Here is a 20,036-nt window from a genome sequence, read left to right on the forward strand (position 1 = left end):
TCAATAGAAGTGTAGTCGCTTCAGACCTTCCGTCAAGGGTAAAGGCTACGCCCTCGCTTTCGCTCGCCCTTGACGTCACGTCTTACAGCGGCTGTTGGCTTGGAAGACGAAAGGGAAGGATCAGAGTCGAACGGCTTTCGTGCGCAACGAAGATGTTTGATGCGCATGGAAAAACTGCGCGGGGCTCATGTCCCCAATACTACCGTGTATGCGGCGGTTGTTATAAAAGTCCATAAAGCCTATGACGGTACGATATGCTTCCTCGTACGTCTCAAAGGAATACTTGTTGAAGCATTCGTCCTCAACGATCCGATGAAACGCCTCAATATGGGCATTTTTATTCGGTGTGTTCGGCGGAATACGTTCGTGCTCACAACCGTAGTGTTCACAAGCTTCTTCGAATACTTTAGATACGAACTGTGGACCATTGTCCGTCCGGATGATCGGCTTTTCTTGTGCCTCCTGAAGCCCGCGTGTCGAAAGCGCTCGTTGTAGCACCTGAACAGCGTCTTGACCTTCGCAAGCTAATCCAACATGATAGTCAATAATCGAACGGTCATAAACGTCAATGTAGGAAAGCAGGAAGAAAAAGCGGTTTTCTCCGGCAATGTACCCATACTTGATGTCTGTTTCCCACAGCTCATTCGATCGCTCAACGAGGCGGTTACGTGCAAGGCGCCTAGGGTGGCGGATTCGCTTCCGTCGCTGCGGCAGTAAGATGCCTAACCGTTTGCAGAGACGGTACACTTTTTTCTTATTAATGACTAAATCGTACGTCGAACGGAGCGCCACCGTTAATTTTCGGTACCCATACGCGTAGCCATCACCCGAGACGAGCTCCATAAGCCATTCTTTAATTTGTTCGTCGGACACTTTTTGCCCGCTGTTTGTGAAGGAGTAACCTGGTGCCGGTCTCCCCCCACTTACTTTCTTCTCCTTCACCCGATAGTGTTTCTGATAGTAATAGGTGGAACGCGGTACGTGGACAATCCGTAAAACGGTTTGGATCGGGTATCCCTTAGAAATCCACTTGTCCGCTACTTCAATCTTTTCAGCAAGTGAGGGTGCTGCTTTTTTACAAGATCACGCAAAATGGCAATTTCTAAATCCTTTTCGCCCAACAACCGTTTTAGCTGATCATTTTCCTGAGCAAGATCACTGAATTCGCGTGGTTGGGCGGATTCGATCGGGACGTCCCCGTAGTGCCCGTCCTTATATTCGCGAACCCATCGGTTAAGCAAGTTAGAACCGAGATCATAGCGGCGAGCAACTAGCGCTTGGTTACCAACCTCCATGGCTTCCTTTGCGACTTGGATTTTAAATTCCTTGGTGAACTGACGGCGTTTCATTTGATTCTGCCCCTTTCATCACTAGTATAACTTAAAGTGTTTAGTGATGTCCAAGTTACTATAGGGGCTTAATAGAGCTGATTTTTGATAAGAGAAAAAACCTAACAATAAAAGCGGTAACAAAGCGATTGGAATGAAGATAACGATTAGCTTCATCCGCAGCGGCAGATTCATAAAGTTGCACACCAAGACCACCCTCCCGTAGCCAAAATTATAGCGAGAAAGTCCAAGAGAGAACAGAACGGCGAAACAGTCCCCAGAAGAATTTCTCATTGTCAACTGTAAAAGACAAAAACAGCAGTTACGGGGGCAAGATCTTCTGTTTCAAACAAACTTGCAAAAGGACCGGGTAAATCACCCCGTCCTTTTTCCGTCATCGGCAAGCCGACTTGTAACAAACCTTCGTACTTATAGGCAAAATGAGACGCGAACACGCGGTCAAAAAACCTTTCAGGATCGCTGCTATTCCTTATACTGTTTTTCTACGTACAATTCTTAAAGCGGTGCGTGAGCTTTTCACGGTGCCCCTCTAACACTTCCTCTAACGAGAATCCGTACATGTCCATGAGAATAATTAAGTTTACGAGGACGTCGCCGCACTCCTCACGCAGATCATCTTCTAACTCCTGCAGTGTCTTCGCATGCTCGTCGGGTCGATCCCTGCCAATTTCGTACGCGCGCACCGCCTGCGCAATTTCCCCGACCTCTTCCATCAAAAAGGTGACCCGCTCGAACGGCCCGTATTCCGACCACTTCCGCTGCTTGTAAAAATTTTCAATCCACACTTTCGATTCGTTAATCGACATGGCACTCTCCCTAACTACTAGTAAAAAATCAACCTGTTGTGTTTTATGCCTTTATAGTATACTATATTTTGGCGTTCACACCATTAACTTGGCGTTATATAGTAGATGCTATGGCATAGACGCCGTCGTAGGCGCCGTTAGATAAGCGATATACATTTAGCCAAGCGTGTGTGGTGGACGTTTAATTTACTACGCGTATGTGATTGGAGATAGGAGTTGTTGAGAGTGAAACGCATATGTGTATTTTCTGGTTCCAATGTAGGCAATAAAGCGGAATACGAGCAACTGGCGGTCGCCCTCGGGAATGAAATCGCGACGCGCCAATACGGACTCGTTTACGGTGGCTCCCAAGTTGGGCTCATGGGGCGCCTCGCGAATGCAGTACTTACCCAAGGTGGTGAAGTGATCGGCGTCATGCCGCGGGGCTTGTTTCGCGGCGAAATCGTGCACGACCAATTAACTGAACTCATCGAAGTAACGACGATGCACGAACGAAAAGCAAAAATGAGCGAATTAGCCGATGCGTTCATCGCTTTACCTGGTGGCTACGGCACATTCGAGGAACTATTCGAAGCAATTTGCTGGTCCCAAATCGGCATTCACCAAAAACCGATTGGCCTGTTAAATATCGCCGGCTTTTACGATCCGCTCGTGCAGATGGTTTCACAAGCAGTGGCGGCAGAGTTCATCCATCCGGAACACGCCAAACTTTTCGTCGTCGCCGCCGAGCCACAGTCACTAATCGAAAAAATGCTTCACTTCCAGCGGCCACAGCAAGTGAACAAATGGCGTGAGTTGGACGATTGACGGCGATTAACGACGATTGACGGCATGGTCAGCCAGTGCTCTGTGCCCTATTCATTATGACGTTGTACAGAGTACTGTGCCCTCCACTTCTTTACCAAATCCGCCCTCATCCCCCAAAAAAATAGTTCCACCCTACATAAGAGTGGAACAGGCTGTTTCCCGACTCCAGCTTATCTTCGCGATCTTTACATCGGCGCGACACGGCACTTCTACGTCGCACGTACGCATGACGCTTCCCCATCACGCTGAAACGACTTCGCACGTCTCCGTCACGACGATCCTGCCACTCACCGACTGCACCATCGCACAATTTTTTTTCGCCACTTCCATCGCCTTAACGACTTTCTCCTGCTTTAACTGTTCACCTTTGACGACGAAGTGGAGGTGGATCTTCTCAATGCGGTTTGCTTCCGCTTCGTTCCGCGCAACGTCGACCGACACGTGAATGTCACTCACCGACAGTCGCATTTTCTCTAATACTTTTCTTAACACGCCGGCGCTACAACCGGCGATCGACGCTGCCATTAGTTGAAAAGGGCGGAAACCGTACGCCTCGTCCCCCGAAATCGCCAATTCCCCGAATCCCGTCTCCGTCACAAACCCGTTTTCCTTCATCCTCAACTTCACGTAAGCACCACTCCTACAGTCTACAGTTGGTTGCTTCTTGCGGACAGTGACCTTTAAAAGGGCTAACTGCGAACACTGTCACCAGACGTCAAACGATTAAGCAACACCTTAGAAATAGACACACAACGTGGCCTATCATTCGGATGCGACTTAACCTCCTGTCGGTACAATTATACGAAACCGCGACGCTGACGTAAACGATAAAACACTTACACGGAATGTCACCACGAAGGAACAGTTGAAATCGCTACCGTCATGTGTTGACTGTAAACATACGCTAAACATACGCAGCAAATCGTAAGATGATAGGCGACGTCGACAGCTTTCCGCTACATTAGTTACGGCTGGTACTGATTCCGCTCGCAACTACGTGTAGCCTAAAGTTGGGGGGATTATTAAAAAACTATCGCTCCCCATCCATCGTGACTAACGCGTGCACGTGCCGCTGTTGCTCGCGGGACACCGATACGAGATACGAACCGACGACACAAATGAGCACATTCAACAGCAATCCCAAGATACCGCCGTGAATTCCGGCGAACGTCTTAATTTTGGCGATCGTCATAAATCCGGCGAGCGCTCCCCCCGCTAACATCCCCCAAAAGACCGGTCCCGCCGCCAGTCGCTTCCAATATAGACCTAAAATGAAAGCAGGGGCAACTTGAATGAGCAATTCGAGCTTTAACACGAAGATATCGTACAGCGTCGCCGGCGGGTACCACGCAATCACAAGTAACACGGCGACAGCGACCACGCCCGTTACTTTACCGACCATAATTTTTCGCTTTTCTGAAGCGTCAGGGTTAATAAAGCGCGCATACACATCTTTCGAAATCATCGACGAAAAACTGAGCAGCGCCGAATCGGCTGTCGAGACAATTGCGGCAATGATCCCGCCAAACAGGAGCACCATCATCCAGTAGAAAAAGCCGTTAATTCCGGCAACTTTGTTCGCAATTAAGCCGACGAGTTGTTCTGACCCCTCTTGATCCAACCCAGGAAAGAGGACGATGCCGATTAGCCCGACCAAAAATACTAAACCAGTCGTAATGAGCGGCATCCACGCCATGCGAGCAAAAGAGCGTTTCAACGTGCGCTCGCTTTCCGCCGAGTAAATGCGCTGGATCGCGTGCGGGTACATCGCCGCACCGAAGCCGACAAGGAGCAACATACTGAGCCAGTTGACGGAAGCCTCGAGCGGTGGCACACTCGCTTTTTGCGGTTCGTGTGCGACGATGTACGACGTGACGCTGCTGAAGTCACCGCCAACTAAGTACAAACCGCCCACGAGCAAGACAAAGATACCGACGAGCAACGCGATCCCTTGCATCACGTCTGTTAAAGCGACCGCGCGCATGCCACCCATCCACTCATACGCGAGCATGACGAGCACAAAGGCGACGACGGCAATTTGGTACGGAATCGTATTCCCCGTTAACCCCGAAATGCCCTGGCCGATCGCGACGAGCTGTTCGAGCAAGTAATTGCCGAGCCCCCACAACATGAAAAAGATTGCGAGAATCGAAACGCCTTTAGATCGGAAGCGGTGGTCGAGCCATTCCGTCGGCGTGACAAACTGCCGCTTTTTTGAAATGACGTACAGTCGCGGCGCAAACAGCAAATAAATTCCGATAATTATTGTCATAAAAGTGACCGACTGCCACCAGGAGAAGCCCATCCGATAAGCAGTTGGCGCATAGCCGACGACGTTGTTTCCGCTGTACTGCGTCGCAAATAACGTAAAAAAGAGCGCGATAATGCCGAGATTTTTACCGGCTAAGTAATAATTCGTCATACTTTCGTGGAGATCTGACTGCCCCCGCCCCGAGAAAAAACCGATGAGCAACATCACGACGGCGTAAGCAACCAATATCATAATGGCGTCGATGCCTGAAAACGCGAGTTCCATTCTATTCACACCTTCTTGCTTTACTAGTGTAAGTATTGTTGGTAAGTCTAATTGATGTAAATTTGCTTGATGATCATTCGCATACTAGATTTGTCACTAGATTTGACAGCAAAAATGTCCTGTCAGTTTCCGGTTTCTTCTTCGTCTTCGACGATGTGCCACTGCGTTAAGCAGAGCCAACTTAAATAAGCGGATAAAACGACTGAAAAAACGATCGAAATAAACGCCCAGTACGGAAAACCGAGAATAAGTGGTTCAATCGTTCCCGTCGGCAAATACCACGGCACACCTGCAAGCAAAATGAGAGCGAGTACGATCCAAATCCACTTCTTGCGGATCGGTTCTTTTATTTTACGACTAGACACAACCATCCTCCTTACATTAATCACACAATGATTTCATCTATTTTAGCAGAGTGTCGCCTTAAAGTGCAACAGTACCGCCAGAAAATGTCCGGATCACGTCTCCAGAAAGCGTCCGTATAGTGTCTAATGTGAGTATTCGACAAAAAAGCGGATAGGGAACCTTCCCCATCCGCTTTTCATTAAATCTTACTTCATAGCATCTTCATTGTATCTACATTCATCGTCCTTACTGCACATGCGGGTAACTAATCAAGTTAACGAACATGCGATAGCCACCAGGAATTTGGCTTTGAATTTGTCGGTACCACACTAAGCTCGTATAGACGTAACTGCCTTCCCCGTAATTGGCGGTGAGCAATCCACCGGTAAACGGCTCTTCGCCGGGATCGGCCATCGACAACAGCGGTGTGTACGCCTTATCCCAACTCGACGGGAAGTAAAGTCCGCGCTCTTGGACCCAGCCGTTAAAGTCGGCTTCCGCAATCGCATTAGGAGCGTGGAAAACAGGGTGTTCTGGCGCCAAAATCGTCACCGGTGCTGTTTCATCGGTCACGCGCCACTGGATTGACGGTTCGCCAGGTTGCAGCGGGAACGGGGACAACTGTGGCGACCAGTTGTCTCCCGGTTTATGGTATTGCATGACGACGTGACCGCCCCGTTTGACATAGTCGAGCAAACGATCGTTGTGCGCCCGCAAATCGTCGCGACTTAAATAAGCGCGAATGCCGACGACGATCGTATCGTAGCGTGACAGATCGCCACTTGCAAGATCCCTCTCGGAGAGGAGTGTAACGTCCATGCCCGCTTGCTTAAGCGCCTCAGCTACGCCGTCAAAGCCGCTGTCTACGTAGCCTACTTTTAACCCTTCCACCATCTTCAGCGGGAAAGCCTCGACAGTTACTTGGCTGTCTCTCAACCAATAGCTCCTCCCGATGTGATCGTACTGAATGGGTTGCACTTGCGCAGAAAAACTGCTGCCCTTCGCATTGTGCGCCGTCACGTCGATTGTATACGTCCCGGGCGTCGTGTCTGCTGTTGGCGTGAGGACAAAGCGCACATCCTTTTGCTCCCCTTGCTTCTTGAACGCGACATTTATTCGCTCCGGTGCGACACGCCAACCGTCGGGCGCATTGACCGCGATATAGCCGTCGTTTCGTCCGTTCACATAGTTCGTCACTCGCGCCTGTACGGAAAGTGACTCACCGTTTTTCTCCGAGTTGAACATCGTTTTCTCGGGGGTGAGCTGTAAACCGAAGTCCGGTAATACGGCGACCGTATTCGCGGGATTGACTTGTTCGGCGATGCGCACACCTTTTAACGAATAACTGACTGTCGCCCGTAAAACCGCATCGTCGTAGGGGCGGAAAAACGAGGCATCCTTCGCCACTTTCACTCTAAAGGAAAGCTGTCGTTTTTCACCAGGCTTCACCCGGGCAATTTTTTTGACACGTGTCACTTCCCACCCTTTCGGTACGATCGGCTTAACTTGCACATTCGTTAATGCGTAGGCACCTTTATTGTGAACCGTAAACGTGACGTCTGTTTCCGCGCCACGCGTCAGTTGCATGTTTTTTGGCTGTAAGGTGAGCTGTACATCGGATGCGACAGCACTTGCCCGTTGCAGCTGTTGCTCTTTCACTAGCAGTCGATGCATTAGGTCTACCCGCGTATCCTCAGGCAATTGCCGGCGGTCTTTGTCGACGGCCTTCAACAAAGCTCGCGTCTCTTGCAATGCCTTTCGCCCCTGCTTAACGATGTTGTCTTTATTCGGATAAGCCGCAACGACGCGATCCAACTGTCGTTGATACGCCGGGAGCGCCTTTTTCCACTTCTTACTAGACAACCCTTTCCCATAGTCGGCAAAATCGTACGGCAACGCGTCAAAGATCGTTCGTTCGCGACCCGAGTTGACGACACTGTCAGCCAAATAGAGCGACACATAGTAGTCTTCTACCGGTAGATCGCGACCCATGCCTTGGCTTTTGTGTAAGTAGCGCGAGTCCTCGCCCAGTTGCGGATACGTCTTTCCGTAGACGGCATCGACGGTACCAATATTAAAGCGCAACGTTTCTTCTTCCTTCGTTCCCGGTAAGTACAGTTTGCGCGGTTGCCAAGGGCTTAGTCCTTCCGCCAACTGTTCCGGAAATACAGCTGGATCTGCCGCATCGCGAAACGCGCGCACCGTCAGTTGATTCATGGCGCGATGATGGCCGTGCTGGGATGGGACATCCCTAAATGACGGATACAATATGTCTGGCCGCTGTTCGCGGATCTCGCGAACGAGCCGTTCGTAAGTCACTTCCTCGCCCCATTTTTCTAGCGTTTCTTCCGGGGATTTGGAGAATCCGAAATCGTAAATGGCATCATCCAGCTCACGACTCAGTTGCGACAAATGGATGTTCGTCACTTTCGACGCTTCTTGCAACTCGAGTGAGCGAACGATTCCTAAGCCGTTCCCTAACTCGTTGCCGATCTCGTTTTGCCCACCTTCGCCGCGGTTGGCAATCACGCTGCTCGTACGTACCCCTTTTCCGAGGGAAAGGTACGCTAACAGGGCACTAAACTCGTCGTCTGGGTGCGCGCCCGTATTCATAAAGCTCACAATGGTGTCAAGGGGCCGCACGACTTTCCATAGCTCAACTTCTTCATTCGTCGATGCACGCTTACCTGTATCGTCCCTGTTCATCTCGGCTTTCACGACGTTTGCGCTTTCAACGGAAGACGACATCGACCACCACGAGCTAGCGACAAGTAAACACACCACAAGACATAGTGATACGACTGTTTTAAATTTCATCGTTCTACCCAAATTTAACCCCTCCGCTGCGTGCTAGTTTAATGTGGGCGTTATGTATCCCTATACAACTATATAAAAGTGAAACACCACGGTGTCTACTGTCTCATACTAGCATGTGCATACCCTTAAAAAAAGCGCTTCCACGTTATATTTAATGACTTAGGTCAGGCCCAATGACTTAGGTCATCCCTAATTCTTCATATCATTTTCGCAACATTACGCAAAACCTAACAGTGAACATAATGAAAAAAGACGTAAAAGTCCTTTACCTTTTCCGGGAAACCGATTACAATAACGAATACCGATCATCAGGCAACTCTCCCCGTTAACCCCACATATTTGTACGAGTAAGCTCGGCGACCTCGCCAGCGTCATAGGAGGTGTCGTACGCGTGTTACAAGCACACGACAGTGTGTGAAAAGGAATCGTATAAAAAGGAATCGTATAAAGGGGGCATTTTCCTTGAAAACAGTCAAATGGGTCGTGCTGCCACTCGTGCTCGTCTTAGTTTTTGGCAGCTTACTGGGGTGCATGGCACCGAGCGATCACAGCGGTCAAGCAGACAAAAGAGGTACAGAAACAGGTTCGAAAGGAAAAGGAACGAAGGAATTAGAGGAAAAAGTCGTCGTCTACTCCCCACACGGCAAAGATATATTGAGCGACTTCGAAAAACAATTTACAGAGGCGCACCCAGGCGTAAAAGTCGAGTGGCTCGATATAGGTTCCCAAGAAATTCTCGATCGGGTGCGCTCGGAAAAAGATAACCCGCAAGCAGACATTTGGTGGGGGGCGCCTTCGGTAATGTTTGACCAAGCAAAAGAAGAAGGGCTGTTAGAGCCTTACAAACCTTCCTACGCAAGTGCGCTAGCGGAAGAGTTTCACGCACCCGACTTCTCTTGGAGTGGGACGAGCCAAACGCCGGAAGTCATTATGTACAACTCCAAACAACTATCTGCGGAAGAAGTGCCACAGGACTGGGACGATTTATTAGATGCGAAATGGAAAGATAAAATCGTCATCCGCTACCCACTCGCTTCCGGTACGATGCGCACGATTTACTCAGCGATGATCTGGCGAACGTATAAAGACACGAACGACCCACAAGAAGGCTACGAATGGCTGCAAGCGTTAGACAAAAACACGCGGGAGTACTCGGCCAACCCGGAAATGATGTACACGAAAATCGCCCGCGGCGAAGGAGTCCTCACGGTGTGGAACATGCCAGACACGGTCATGTTGAAAGAAGAGAAAAACTACCCGTTCGACTTCGTCATCCCTAAAAGTGGCACGCCAGTGTTGACGGAAGGGATCGCTCTCCTCAAAGGGGCGAAACACCCCGAGGCGGCGAAGGCCTTTTACGAATTCGTCAACACGCCGGAAGCTACTAAGTTGCTTGCAGAAAAATATTACCGCATCCCAACCCGGAACGACGTCACCGATCTGCCAAAGTGGATTACCGAAACCGAAATTAAACCGATGGCTATCGATTGGGCGACATTTCAGGACAAAGAAGACGAATGGATGGACTATTGGGATACGAAAATTAAAAGCGGCAGCAAGGAAGTGAAGGAGTAATTGATCGATCGGAGTGAACACGTATGAGTTCTGTTCAACTAACAGATGTCGTCAAACAATTTGGTACAGTCACCGCCGTCGACCGGCTAAATTTAAGTATTGAGAACGGCGAATTTTTTACTTTACTCGGTCCGAGCGGCTGCGGTAAAACGACGACCTTGCGAATGGTGGCCGGTTTTTACTATCCTACGGCCGGCCGCGTCTTCTTTAACGCGCGGGACATGACGTTAGTACCACCTAACAAGCGCAATACGGGCATGGTTTTTCAAAACTATGCCCTCTTTCCACACATGACCGTGTTTGAAAATGTCGCCTTTGGATTGAAAGTGCGCAACGTCAGTAAGCATGAACTTAAGCGACGGGTGTACGAAGCGCTAGAGATGGTTCGCCTCAGTGCATACGGCGCAAGGCGCATCGGACAGTTGAGCGGCGGCCAGCAACAACGGGTGGCGTTGGCACGCGCCCTCGTCATCCGCCCCGATATTTTGTTGCTCGACGAACCGCTATCGAATTTAGATGCGCGTTTGCGCGACGAAATGCGCGGTGAAATTCAAAGCTTACAGCGGGAACTCGGCATTACGACGATTTACGTCACCCACGATCAAGTGGAGGCGCTTACGATGAGCGATCGCATGGCCGTGTTTAACGAAGGGGTGTGTCAACAAATCGGCACGCCGTCCGACATATACAATTACCCGCGCAACGCGTTCATCGCGCGCTTCGTCGGGGAAACAAGCTTACTGCCCTGCACGATTACCGATGTATCCGCTGACCGCGTCACCGTGCGTACCGACAGTGGACATACGTTAATCGTCCTTCGCTCAGGCGAAACGATTGGCGACGTCGACTTGCAGCCCGGGAACGACAACGTTTCCTTGTCGATCCGTCCGGAAGCGGTAGAGCTAGCGTTTAGAAACGGTGAAGGGACGATAGAGCTGACGAATAAGTCGGTGGACGAGGAACGGCCGAAGGGGCTTGCGAATGAGTCGGTTGGGAGAGGACTGGCAAACGACGCAAACGGAGGCACAGTGAGCGAACATGTGGTACGAGGAAACTCGCGTTATAGAAATACGTCGAACGCGAACACGTCTAACGATAATACATCGTACGGGCATCCGTCACTCGCGAATACCGTACAAGGGCGCGTGAAACGCGTTCAGTTTACAGGCTCGGCGGTGAACTGCATCGTCGAACTAGACGGCGGTGCCTCTCTCCGCGCGATGATGTTGAACTGTCGGCATTCGGTTGCGCAAGTGAAAGAGGGTGACACGACGTGGTTTCAAATTCCGAGCACAGGGCTGCGTCTCATTCCAAACAGTTAAAGCTCCTGCCACAGCTCGACCCTGGACGCCCTCCCGTTTGGAACTATTTATGTTCTGATCGCGCGCTCACGTACGTCTTGCTCCTGCCCGTCTTATACGTACTCGTCGCTTTCGTCCTCTACCCTTCGTTTAAAACGTTGTGGGAAAGTTTCTTTACGAAGGATGGCGCGTTTGGCCTGACGAATTATGCCCATTTTTTCGGTGCAGAAACGGGAACGTATTTAGAAGCGCTCTGGAATAGCGTGTACATCTCCGTCTTGAGTGTCATCTTCAGCGCTTGCGTCGGTGTCCCCCTCGCCTTCATTTTTAACCGGTATCAATTTCCGGGGCGCTCTTTTTTTGCGACTGCGGCGATCATGCCGATCGTCCTACCTTCCCTCGTCGGGGTGATGTCCTTCATGTTTTTATACGGGGAAACCGGACTAATCCCGAGTGCCTTAAAAGATTTGTTTCACCTCGATAACGTGCCGTTCAGCATTGGCGGCGTTTCCGGTATTTTACTCGTCCACACGTATACGATGTACGTGTACTTTTACATGACGGTCTCTGCGACGATTAACAACATTGACCCTGCACTAGAGGAGGCGGCATACAATTTGGGCGCCAACCGGGTCACCGTCTTTTTTAAAGTGACGTTACCTTTACTCACGCCTGCACTCGTCGCCGGCTCACTGCTCGTATTTATGACCTCGATGGCGTCGTTTAGCGCACCGTTTATGCTCGCCGGCGGGTACCGCGTGCTCAGTTTGCAAATATATTTTGCCAAAATGAACGGCGACTTGGAGATGGCAGCGGCACAATCGGTCGTCCTTTCGGTCATCTCGATCAGCTTTCTGCTGTTCATGCGCTGGTATCAAGGCTTGCGCGACTACCAAGTGACGACCAAAGGGGTAAGCGGCCACCGCAGCGAAGTGTCCAATCCGTGGCTGAAGTGGAGTCTCGTCACATTCGGCATCGTCTTGCTCGTCGTGCTGCTCCTTCCGCACCTAACGATCATCGTATTGTCACTCGTTCCCGAAGGTACGTGGACGTGGCAAACGTATCCGACTGTGTTTAACTTCGACAACTACCGCTCGTTAATGGAAGACCCGACCATTTGGGAACCAGTCAAAAATAGTTTGTGGATGGCGACTATAGCCACCGTCTGTAACTTCCTATTCGGGCTGCTCGTCTCCTATTTGTTAGTGAAGCGTAAATTTGTCGGTAAGAACGCCGTCGACATACTGGTCATGCTGCCGTGGGCACTTCCAGCAACCGTCGTAGCGATGAATTTGATTTTCGCCTTTAACACGAAAACGCCCTTCGCCCTCGGCAACGTATTAGTCGGTACCTTTTGGATTTTGCCACTCGCCTACTTCGTCCGCCACATCCCACTCGTCGTCCGTTCGACGAACGCCGCGCTCGAGCAAGTCGACGATTCGCTCGAAGAGGCAGCCCGCAATTTAGGTGCCAAATGGTTTTACACCTTTCGACGCGTCATTTTTCCGCTCATCTTGCCCGGATTAATGGCAGGAACGTTGCTCGCGTTCGTCACGGCGGTCGGTGAGTTCGTGTCATCCGTGTTGCTGTATACGATTTCTAACCGCCCGATCTCGATTGAAATTATGAACCAATTGCGGATGTCTAATTTAGGTCAGGCTTCTGCCTATGCGGTGTACCAAATAGTGTTAATCGCTGCAGTACTATTCATTTCCAACAAATTTTTTGGCGTCAAGGGCGAGCAACCTCTGTTATAAAGATATAAAAAAGACTTTGTGTGGACAGACGACGATGAAGGGAACCAAGTGTAGGGACACGAAGTAACGCGTTCATGCCCTTCACTTTTTATAAAAAAACACTTCTTTAGAAAGGATGATTCAATGGCTCCCGACCGAAATCCCAACCGAGACTCCACCGCAGGTGAAGGGGCAACATTTCCCGGGAAAACATATGCGGAGCACGTACTCAAACACGTCTTTAACGACCAGCGCGACCATTTATTCGCAGCCATGTTTGCTGTACACCGCGCCCACGTGTTAATGCTCGGCACACGCGGCCTCATCTCCCGCGCCCATACGACCAAATTGCTCCAAGCGATTGAAGAAGTTGCGACAAACCCGCAGGCCGCCTGGCAATACGACCCGCAATACGAAGATTTATTTTTCATGGTAGAAGCTAAGATTACGGAGAAAGTCGGTCCAGAAGTCGCTGGAAATATGCACATCGGGCGCAGTCGTAACGATTTAGGCGTTGCGATGTACCGCCTCGTTTTACGGGAAAAACTGCTACACGTCATCGACAGTGTCCTTCAATTGCGGGAAGCACTCTTACAAAAAGCACACGAACACATACACACTGTCATGCCCGCCTATACGCATACACAGCCTGCCCAACCGACGACGTTTGGACACTACACACTGGCGATGTTCGACGTGCTCACACGGGACACAGAGAGGCTCAAACACGCCTTTCTAACCGTCAATCAAAGCCCGCTCGGCGCTGCCGCCCTAACGACGACCGGATTCCCCATCTCCCGAGAACAAGTAAAAGCGTTACTCGGCTTCGACGGACTCGTCGAAAATTCGTACGATGCCATCGGCGGCGCCGACTATTTACTTGAGACAGCAACTTCCGTTGCAACATTAATGACGAATATCGGTCGCTGGGTACAAGATCTGCTCCTTTTTTGTACCCGCGAGTTCGCCGCGGTTCGCGTCGCCGACCCGTATGTACAAATAAGCAGTATTATGCCGCAAAAGCGCAACCCGGTCTCCCTCGAACATTCGCGCGCCCTAGCCAGTAGCGCCATCGCCGACGCGCAAGGGGTTGTGACGATGGTGCACAATACGCCCTTCGGGGACATTGTCGACACAGAGGATGATTTACAACCACACCTTTACCGCGCCATGCATAAAGCGGTGCGCGTCTTATCGCTCCTGAATGTCGTCGTGCGCACGTTACACATCGACAAAGCGCTACTCGCAAAACGGGCGAAAGAAGGCTTTATTACGATTACGGAGTTGGCGGACACACTCGTTCGCAACTACAGCATTCCCTTTCGTAGTGCCCACCACATCACGAGTGCCGTCGCTAAGGAAGCGTGTGCCCGCGGATTAGAAATGTATGAGTTAACTCCCGTCCATTTGACACCGATCTTCGAAAAGTTCGGGTACGGTGACGTTGCCATGACATCGACCGAATTGGCCCGCCTAAGCGACCCGGCCTATTTCGTGCATGTGCGAAACCGACCAGGCGGACCAAATGCGAAAGAAGTGAAACGCATGCTCACCCAACGTAGGCAATCGTGGGAAAAGGACACCGCGTTTTGGAAACAGAAAAAAATTGAGCTCGCTGAGGCCGCAACGTCGTTGCAACAGCGTGTACGATCGCTTATTCGCTCACGCTAGCGGGGCTCGGCCGGGTATGGACACGGTCTTCATACGATCGCAGATTCGTAATTTATGCCAATATTCATAATCGACAGGGTGCTGTCAGTTACATTGCATAACTGTTAGGATAAAAAAAGAAACACGCGTTCACTTCACAGATACAGCCACGAACACGTGTTTCTTGTAAACTTTATAGACCGATTGACCGTAAGATAGATGCGAAGACCTATCATAAAACGTATATTAGGGGTCTACCGTAAGACAGGGTCTACCGTAAGACGTAATATTGGTCGACGGTTAGTTAAGAATTGTTCGTTTAAGACGCCCTATAGTAAAAGGTACGCCATCAGGACGATGATCGGCAATGTAAGGAGCGTCCGTTCAAAAAAGATAATAACTAAGTCCTTAAAGTTGACCGGAATTTTCGACCCGAGCAACAATGCACCCACTTCCGACATGTAAATGAGCTGGGTCACCGACAAACAGGCGATGACGAACAAAGTAAATTCGTTCGCAATCGTCTTCTTAGCGATGACGACGGGCAGAAACATGTCGGCAAACCCGACGATGACCGTTTGTGCAGCAGCCGACGCTTCCGGGACATTTAAGAGCGATAAGATCGGAATAAACACCGCCCCAATAAACTTAAAAACCGGTGTGTGCTCGGCAATAATGTTTGCTAATGCCGCCAACGCCATCACGAACGGTAGCACCCCGACCCACATGTCGACCACGTTGCGCATCCCTTTTTGGGCGACGGTCGCCACACTGCTCTGCTTGGCGCGCGACGCGGCTTGGCGCATCCCCCATTGAAACAAAGACATATTTTCTGGTACGACTTCGGAGTTTTGTTGGCTCGCCGCTTCGTAATACGTGTCCGGCTTGCGCGACAACGGCGGAATGCGCGGCATAATTAAAGCGGCGATGACCCCTGCAACGACGATGGTCAAGTAAAACGGCACAAACAAATGCTCCAACCCGACGTAACCGATAATGACGATACTGAACGTAATCGATACGAGTGAGAACGTCGTGCCGATCACCGCTGCTTCCCGCTGCGTATAGTACCCTTCCTCATACTGCTTGCTCGTAAGCAAGACGCCGACCGTGCCGTCTCCGAGCCACGATGTCAAACAGTCGATCGCCGACCGCCCTGGTAACGTAAACAGCGGCCGCATCACTTTCGTCATTAACACCCCGACTAACTCCAAGAGACCAAAGTCGAGTAACAGCGGTAATAATGAGCCGGCAAATAAAAAGATAACCGTTAAAAACGTCACAAGGCCAAATGCGTCGTCTGCCCAAAAGATTTCTGGACCGATTTGAAACAATGTCGTCAGCGCAAAAAACATCCCTAACACGCGTGCCGTCAACCAAAACGGTCCGACGTCAAACAGCCCTTTTAAATAGGCGTTGTTCGCGATGAACGACGGTTTAGCTACCTTCGCAATTAACGATAACATTCCCGTGACGAGCAAAAAAAAGACCGAAATGTACGGGAGCGTCTCCGCGATCGTCCCTTCGACCCAATTCGCTACCAAGGCGACTGGAATAGAGACGTCCCCTTTCCATGAAATAGGGATCATAAATAAGAAAATCCCAAGCATTGACATGACGATAAACTTAGTAACATTTTTTGCTGTATAGTCTTTAGCGACAGCAAGTGTACGACTGTCCGCACTGTGTAACGGCTGTGCGTTGTTGTCCATTTTCCTCCCCCAGATCCAAACGAATCTAAGTGTATACGAATCGATTTCGTATCACCTTACATCAATATGCATAATTATACACACTCTCACTGCAGCTGACAACTGTGTTTATTTACCTTTTTTATTCATACTAGCAAAAAACAAAGAAAGCACTTTCATTTAAACGCACCGTATGTTAGACTATGATAAATCCTACAAATAGATTCAAAATAAGGAGGAAAGGTGAATGGAGGAAAGGCGCGCACATACGACTTACTTGTTAGGTTTAATTTTTTTAGTCGCCGCCATTATTTATTTTTTTGCTACGAACTGGCCGCTTATGGATCGTCCGACGAAGATTTTATTGAGTTTGCTGTTGATCGTATGCGGCTACCTTGCTGCATGGGTGTATGAGCGAACGAACGACATGCGTTATTTGTCCCGCTGGTGGCTCGTCTTTGCTACCATTTCTTTCGGGGTAAGCGTTGCCTTGCTCGGACAAATGTACAACTCGCACGCTGACTCGTATGTCTTGTTTTTAATCTGGTTAGTACCGGCATTAGTTATGGCGCTATGGACGCGATACACACCCTTTTATTGGTTGTCCTTACTACTGCTGGAGTGCACGATATGGCTAAAAGTATATCCGAGCGGCTTCTTCTTTATTTACGACATCTGGGAAGACACGTACATATTTAGTGCCATTGTGTTGTTTCATTTATTGCTTTATTATGGCAGTCAGCGGGTACAGTTACAGCACATATCGCACGTTTTGTTAGCGGTCGCACAGTTGAGTATCGTTAGCCGCTTGGTGAAGCATCCATTTTATGACGTGTTAGCGAACTGGGAGGGGTCTTTCGCTACTCCTGATCAATTCGCCCAAACGATTTTTCCGCTGTTCCACCTATTATACATCGCTGTCATGGTTCTCATCGCACGTCATTTGTTCCGTACGAAAAACTTCCATCCGCTCGTGTTCGCGGTTCACCTCTTATTTTTCGATGTTTATGTCGTTTACAACGTGTTTTATATATTTTACCAATTTTTTGGTGACTCGCTGTTTCTACGTATACTTATGCTTGTCGTACTGTTTACGTTGAGTCGGTTTAGTTTAAAGGTACTTAACCGAACGAAGTCGACTAAGTCGCAAGGACAGTCGAACAAATGGGTGAACGCGACGTACTATTTTTTCGTCACTGTATTTTCTTTGCTTGGAACGATCGTGGCACTGCTTATAATAGCTGCATTTATTTTGTTGTTTTTAGGTGCGGACAATTTATCGATGTTTTTCTTGCTGCTCGGGATTGTGTCGATCAGCGGTTCGTTACTTATTACGCACCCGTTGCTGACGGTTGTAAGGGCAACACTCGCCGCAAGCGGCAGTTGCTTATTGTATCTGTACGCACTAGAATTTTCTGTTATCTCCTATCTCGTAACCGTCGTCATCTTCGCTGCCTTTTCCTTGGCGATACTCAAATACAAATGGGCAGTGATCTTTTACGTTGCCAATCAATGGACACTGATCAAGTTTATTTATTCTCTTTTTATAACAATCAATGTGCCGCTCGTAATCGCCGATCTGTGTGTCATCGCGTTAGTCGCTTGGAACGTATTCATTTGTTACAAATTCCACACGATGAGTTTACGTTTAGTCGCTTACGTCCTCTCAGTTGCCATGTTATTTGATCTCGCATTCTTGTCTTTCCAACCGTCGCTATGGCTCACCGTTGTTTACCGTTTGCTCGCTGTCGCTTTTTTATTGTGGCAACTGTATAAACCGTTCACCGCGTCACGCATGTTACGTTGGTTTACTTGGGCAGCGCTCGCCACGTTTATTATGTGGATGTACTACGAATACTTATGGTCGCTACTGCATAAATCGCTCACTTTACTTTTGCTTAGTGCGATTTGCTTTGCCCTCTTTTTCATCTTGAACAAAAAGAAAAATACCGCCGTAACTGTAGCGCGCATCCGTTGGTGGGGAATCGTTGCTGTACTTGTCGCACAACTTGTCTTCGTCGGGGTGACCGTTTACCAGAAAGAAACTTTACTAAAAGAAGGAACAAGCATCGCATTGAAATTAGCGCCGGTCGATCCCCGTTCCATGTTCCAAGGTGACTATGTCAACTTAAGCTACGACTTAGGGAGAGCCCTACCCTACTTTAATGAAAATGGCGCCGTTCACGTCATGTTAACAGCGGACGATGCACAATCTGTGCGTTACAACGGCGAGTATATTCCCCTGTATACAGGATCGGCAATCATTCCGCGTGCGAAGTGGCGCAAAGGTTACAATGTGCGTGCAGAGCGACAGGGCGGCGACGATGACGATGCGCCGATTTTCCTACGCGGGGAAATAAAGCACGGACAACTCGTTTTAGGGATCGAGCATTTCTTTGTTCCGGAAGGGACAGGGCGTAAGTGGGAGCAAATGAACGTCGCGATTGTCAAAGTGGCAAAAAACGGGGATGCACTTTTAGAAACGTTAGTAAGGTATCCGCTGCCGTAGCGGAAAAGGAAAAAATGATCGACAAAAGCGCTCGCTCTCCGAATTCAAGGGGGGGCGGGCGCTTCTTTCTTTCGGTACAATGTTGTTTTTTCGTAAAAATCACGCGTATGACGCGTGTATCACAGTGATGAACTTTTCCGCGATTTATCGCGATAAGTTTTTGACAGGCGTTTTTTTAAGTCGGTTTAAATTGGTAGTTTCACCGTGAACGTACTTCCCTTGCCCCATTCAGACTTAACGTCGATTCTACCACCGTGGGCGGCGACAATTTCACGCGCAATAGCCAAACCGAGGCCGGTGCCAGCAATCCCTTTATGTGCGGCATCGGCGACGCGATAATATTTGCGGAATAGGAGTGGGAATACGTGCGGTGGAATCCCGATTCCTTCATCGGCTACGTCGACGCACATATGACGATCGTCCTTGTACAGTCGCACCAAAACGCGCCCGCCGTCGGGAGAGTACTTGATCGCGTTACTGAGTAAATTGTATAACACTTGCTTGATCTTAGAGGGATCGGCTGTTACGTTCGCATCTTCCGTTCTTCGCTCGAGCAGTAGCGTATGCCGATTCGTGTACAAATTTAACGGTGTCATGGCCTCTGTGACAATATCCGCCATGTCGATGCGCTGCTTTTGTACTATCGGTTTTGCTGCCTCTATCTGCTCGACGTCGAGTTGTTCGACGTCGAGCAAATCGTTCACGAGTTGGACGAGACGGTGTACCTCTTTATAAATCGCTGCGAGGTACTTCTGCTGCCTTTGCGCAGGTAGCGATTGATGCAACATTAACTCGGTCAACCCTAACACACCCGTGAGCGGCGTCTTTAATTCGTGGCCGAGCGTATGCATTAGGTCGAGCTTTACACGGTACAGTTCTTCTTTATACGTGGACTGATCAGTGTAACGTGCCAT

Annotated in this window: 16 protein-coding genes and 1 pseudogene; 7 read left to right on the forward strand and 10 right to left on the reverse strand. The window is 49.6% G+C overall.

All coding sequences use genetic code 11. The features are described from left to right. Positions 1–120: 120 nt before the first annotated feature. From BN1247_RS09235 to BN1247_RS09245, 4 genes are all read right to left on the reverse strand, one after another. Positions 121–1,047 carry an IS3 family transposase gene (locus BN1247_RS09235; RefSeq protein ID WP_054948914.1) on the reverse strand — a complete coding sequence of 309 codons (927 nt, stop codon included), beginning with the start codon at positions 1,045–1,047 and terminating at the stop codon, positions 121–123. After that, positions 1,038–1,349, reverse strand: a complete 312-nt coding sequence (locus BN1247_RS09240; protein WP_054948915.1) for a transposase — start codon at positions 1,347–1,349, stop codon at positions 1,038–1,040. Before BN1247_RS09240 ends, BN1247_RS09235 begins: the two co-directional genes overlap by 10 nt. 275 nt (positions 1,350–1,624) lie before the next feature. After that, positions 1,625–1,783 (reverse strand): hypothetical protein, encoded by a 159-nt coding sequence (locus BN1247_RS17980; RefSeq protein ID WP_187119759.1) that lies wholly within the window; start codon positions 1,781–1,783, stop codon positions 1,625–1,627. Positions 1,784–1,831: 48 nt separating this feature from the next. Then, positions 1,832–2,155 (reverse strand): MazG nucleotide pyrophosphohydrolase domain-containing protein, encoded by a 324-nt coding sequence (locus BN1247_RS09245; protein ID WP_054950123.1) that lies wholly within the window; start codon positions 2,153–2,155, stop codon positions 1,832–1,834. Positions 2,156–2,380: 225 nt separating this feature from the next. Between BN1247_RS09245 and BN1247_RS09250 the strand changes: the two genes are divergently transcribed. Further along, positions 2,381–2,962: an LOG family protein gene (locus BN1247_RS09250; RefSeq protein WP_054950124.1), complete on the forward strand. Its 582-nt coding sequence runs from the start codon at positions 2,381–2,383 to the stop codon at positions 2,960–2,962. 240 nt (positions 2,963–3,202) lie between these two features. Here the strand turns inward: BN1247_RS09250 and BN1247_RS09255 are convergent, their stop codons facing one another. The 4 genes from BN1247_RS09255 to BN1247_RS09270 all read right to left on the reverse strand — a co-directional run bounded on the left by BN1247_RS09255 (position 3,203) and on the right by BN1247_RS09270 (position 8,591). Next, positions 3,203–3,589 carry an OsmC family protein gene (locus BN1247_RS09255; protein WP_054950125.1) on the reverse strand — a complete coding sequence of 129 codons (387 nt, stop codon included), beginning with the start codon at positions 3,587–3,589 and terminating at the stop codon, positions 3,203–3,205. A 403-nt stretch (positions 3,590–3,992) separates the two neighbouring features. Next, the gene (locus BN1247_RS09260; RefSeq protein ID WP_054950126.1) at positions 3,993–5,498 is read right to left on the reverse strand and encodes a sodium:solute symporter family protein; all 1,506 of its coding nucleotides are present in this window, start codon (positions 5,496–5,498) and stop codon (positions 3,993–3,995) included. A 122-nt stretch (positions 5,499–5,620) separates the two neighbouring features. Next, positions 5,621–5,869, reverse strand: coding sequence for a hypothetical protein (locus tag BN1247_RS09265; protein WP_390622040.1), 249 nt, complete (start codon positions 5,867–5,869; stop codon positions 5,621–5,623). A gap of 220 nt (positions 5,870–6,089) precedes the next feature. Next, the gene (locus BN1247_RS09270; RefSeq protein ID WP_054950128.1) at positions 6,090–8,591 is read right to left on the reverse strand and encodes an NEW3 domain-containing protein; all 2,502 of its coding nucleotides are present in this window, start codon (positions 8,589–8,591) and stop codon (positions 6,090–6,092) included. A gap of 531 nt (positions 8,592–9,122) precedes the next feature. Here BN1247_RS09270 and BN1247_RS09275 point away from each other — a divergent pair. The 5 genes and pseudogenes from BN1247_RS09275 (at position 9,123) to argH (ending at position 14,943) form a co-directional block, all read left to right on the forward strand. After that, a complete protein-coding gene (locus BN1247_RS09275) occupies positions 9,123–10,235 on the forward strand; it encodes an extracellular solute-binding protein (protein ID WP_054950129.1) in 1,113 nt (370 codons plus the stop codon). 23 nt (positions 10,236–10,258) lie between these two features. After that, a pseudogene (locus tag BN1247_RS09280) lies at positions 10,259–11,176 on the forward strand (ABC transporter ATP-binding protein); the annotation flags it as partial. Positions 11,177–11,410: 234 nt separating this feature from the next. Next, positions 11,411–11,557 (forward strand): hypothetical protein, encoded by a 147-nt coding sequence (locus tag BN1247_RS18570; RefSeq protein ID WP_390622068.1) that lies wholly within the window; start codon positions 11,411–11,413, stop codon positions 11,555–11,557. Between the two features lie 5 nt (positions 11,558–11,562). Next, positions 11,563–13,293 carry an ABC transporter permease gene (locus BN1247_RS09285; RefSeq protein WP_054951587.1) on the forward strand — a complete coding sequence of 577 codons (1,731 nt, stop codon included), beginning with the start codon at positions 11,563–11,565 and terminating at the stop codon, positions 13,291–13,293. Between the two features lie 123 nt (positions 13,294–13,416). Beyond that, the gene (gene argH, locus BN1247_RS09290; RefSeq protein ID WP_054950131.1) at positions 13,417–14,943 is read left to right on the forward strand and encodes an argininosuccinate lyase; all 1,527 of its coding nucleotides are present in this window, start codon (positions 13,417–13,419) and stop codon (positions 14,941–14,943) included. A 308-nt stretch (positions 14,944–15,251) separates the two neighbouring features. On the opposite strand, the gene BN1247_RS09295 is transcribed toward argH, so the two are convergent. Further along, a complete protein-coding gene (locus tag BN1247_RS09295; protein WP_054951588.1) occupies positions 15,252–16,538 on the reverse strand; it encodes a YjiH family protein in 1,287 nt (428 codons plus the stop codon). Between the two features lie 322 nt (positions 16,539–16,860). Between BN1247_RS09295 and BN1247_RS09300 the strand changes: the two genes are divergently transcribed. After that, complete coding sequence (locus BN1247_RS09300) at positions 16,861–19,122, forward strand: GDYXXLXY domain-containing protein (protein WP_054950132.1); 2,262 nt, start codon at positions 16,861–16,863, stop codon at positions 19,120–19,122. Between the two features lie 185 nt (positions 19,123–19,307). On the opposite strand, the gene BN1247_RS09305 is transcribed toward BN1247_RS09300, so the two are convergent. Then, entirely contained in the window at positions 19,308–20,036 is a 729-nt protein-coding gene (locus BN1247_RS09305; RefSeq protein ID WP_054950133.1) for a sensor histidine kinase, read from the reverse strand.

Source organism: Numidum massiliense, assembly GCF_001375555.1.
Lineage (GTDB): Bacteria > Bacillota > Bacilli > Thermoactinomycetales > Novibacillaceae > Numidum > Numidum massiliense.

Excerpts from the sequence above, each read along its gene's own strand:
- BN1247_RS09240 (WP_054948915.1), bottom strand. The coding sequence starts at position 1,349 with ATGAAACGCCGTCAGTTCACCAAGGAATTTAAAATCCAAGTCGCAAAG.
- BN1247_RS09295 (WP_054951588.1), bottom strand. The coding sequence starts at position 16,538 with ATGTCAATGCTTGGGATTTTCTTATTTATGATCCCTATTTCATGGAAA.
- BN1247_RS09245 (WP_054950123.1), bottom strand. The coding sequence starts at position 2,155 with ATGTCGATTAACGAATCGAAAGTGTGGATTGAAAATTTTTACAAGCAG.
- BN1247_RS09270 (WP_054950128.1), bottom strand. The coding sequence starts at position 8,591 with ATGTCGTCTTCCGTTGAAAGCGCAAACGTCGTGAAAGCCGAGATGAAC.
- BN1247_RS09265 (WP_390622040.1), bottom strand. The coding sequence starts at position 5,869 with ATGGTTGTGTCTAGTCGTAAAATAAAAGAACCGATCCGCAAGAAGTGG.
- BN1247_RS09300 (WP_054950132.1), top strand. The coding sequence starts at position 16,861 with ATGGAGGAAAGGCGCGCACATACGACTTACTTGTTAGGTTTAATTTTT.
- argH (WP_054950131.1), top strand. The coding sequence starts at position 13,417 with ATGGCTCCCGACCGAAATCCCAACCGAGACTCCACCGCAGGTGAAGGG.
- BN1247_RS09260 (WP_054950126.1), bottom strand. The coding sequence starts at position 5,498 with ATGGAACTCGCGTTTTCAGGCATCGACGCCATTATGATATTGGTTGCT.
- BN1247_RS09305 (WP_054950133.1), bottom strand. The coding sequence starts at position 20,036 with ATGGCACGTTACACTGATCAGTCCACGTATAAAGAAGAACTGTACCGT.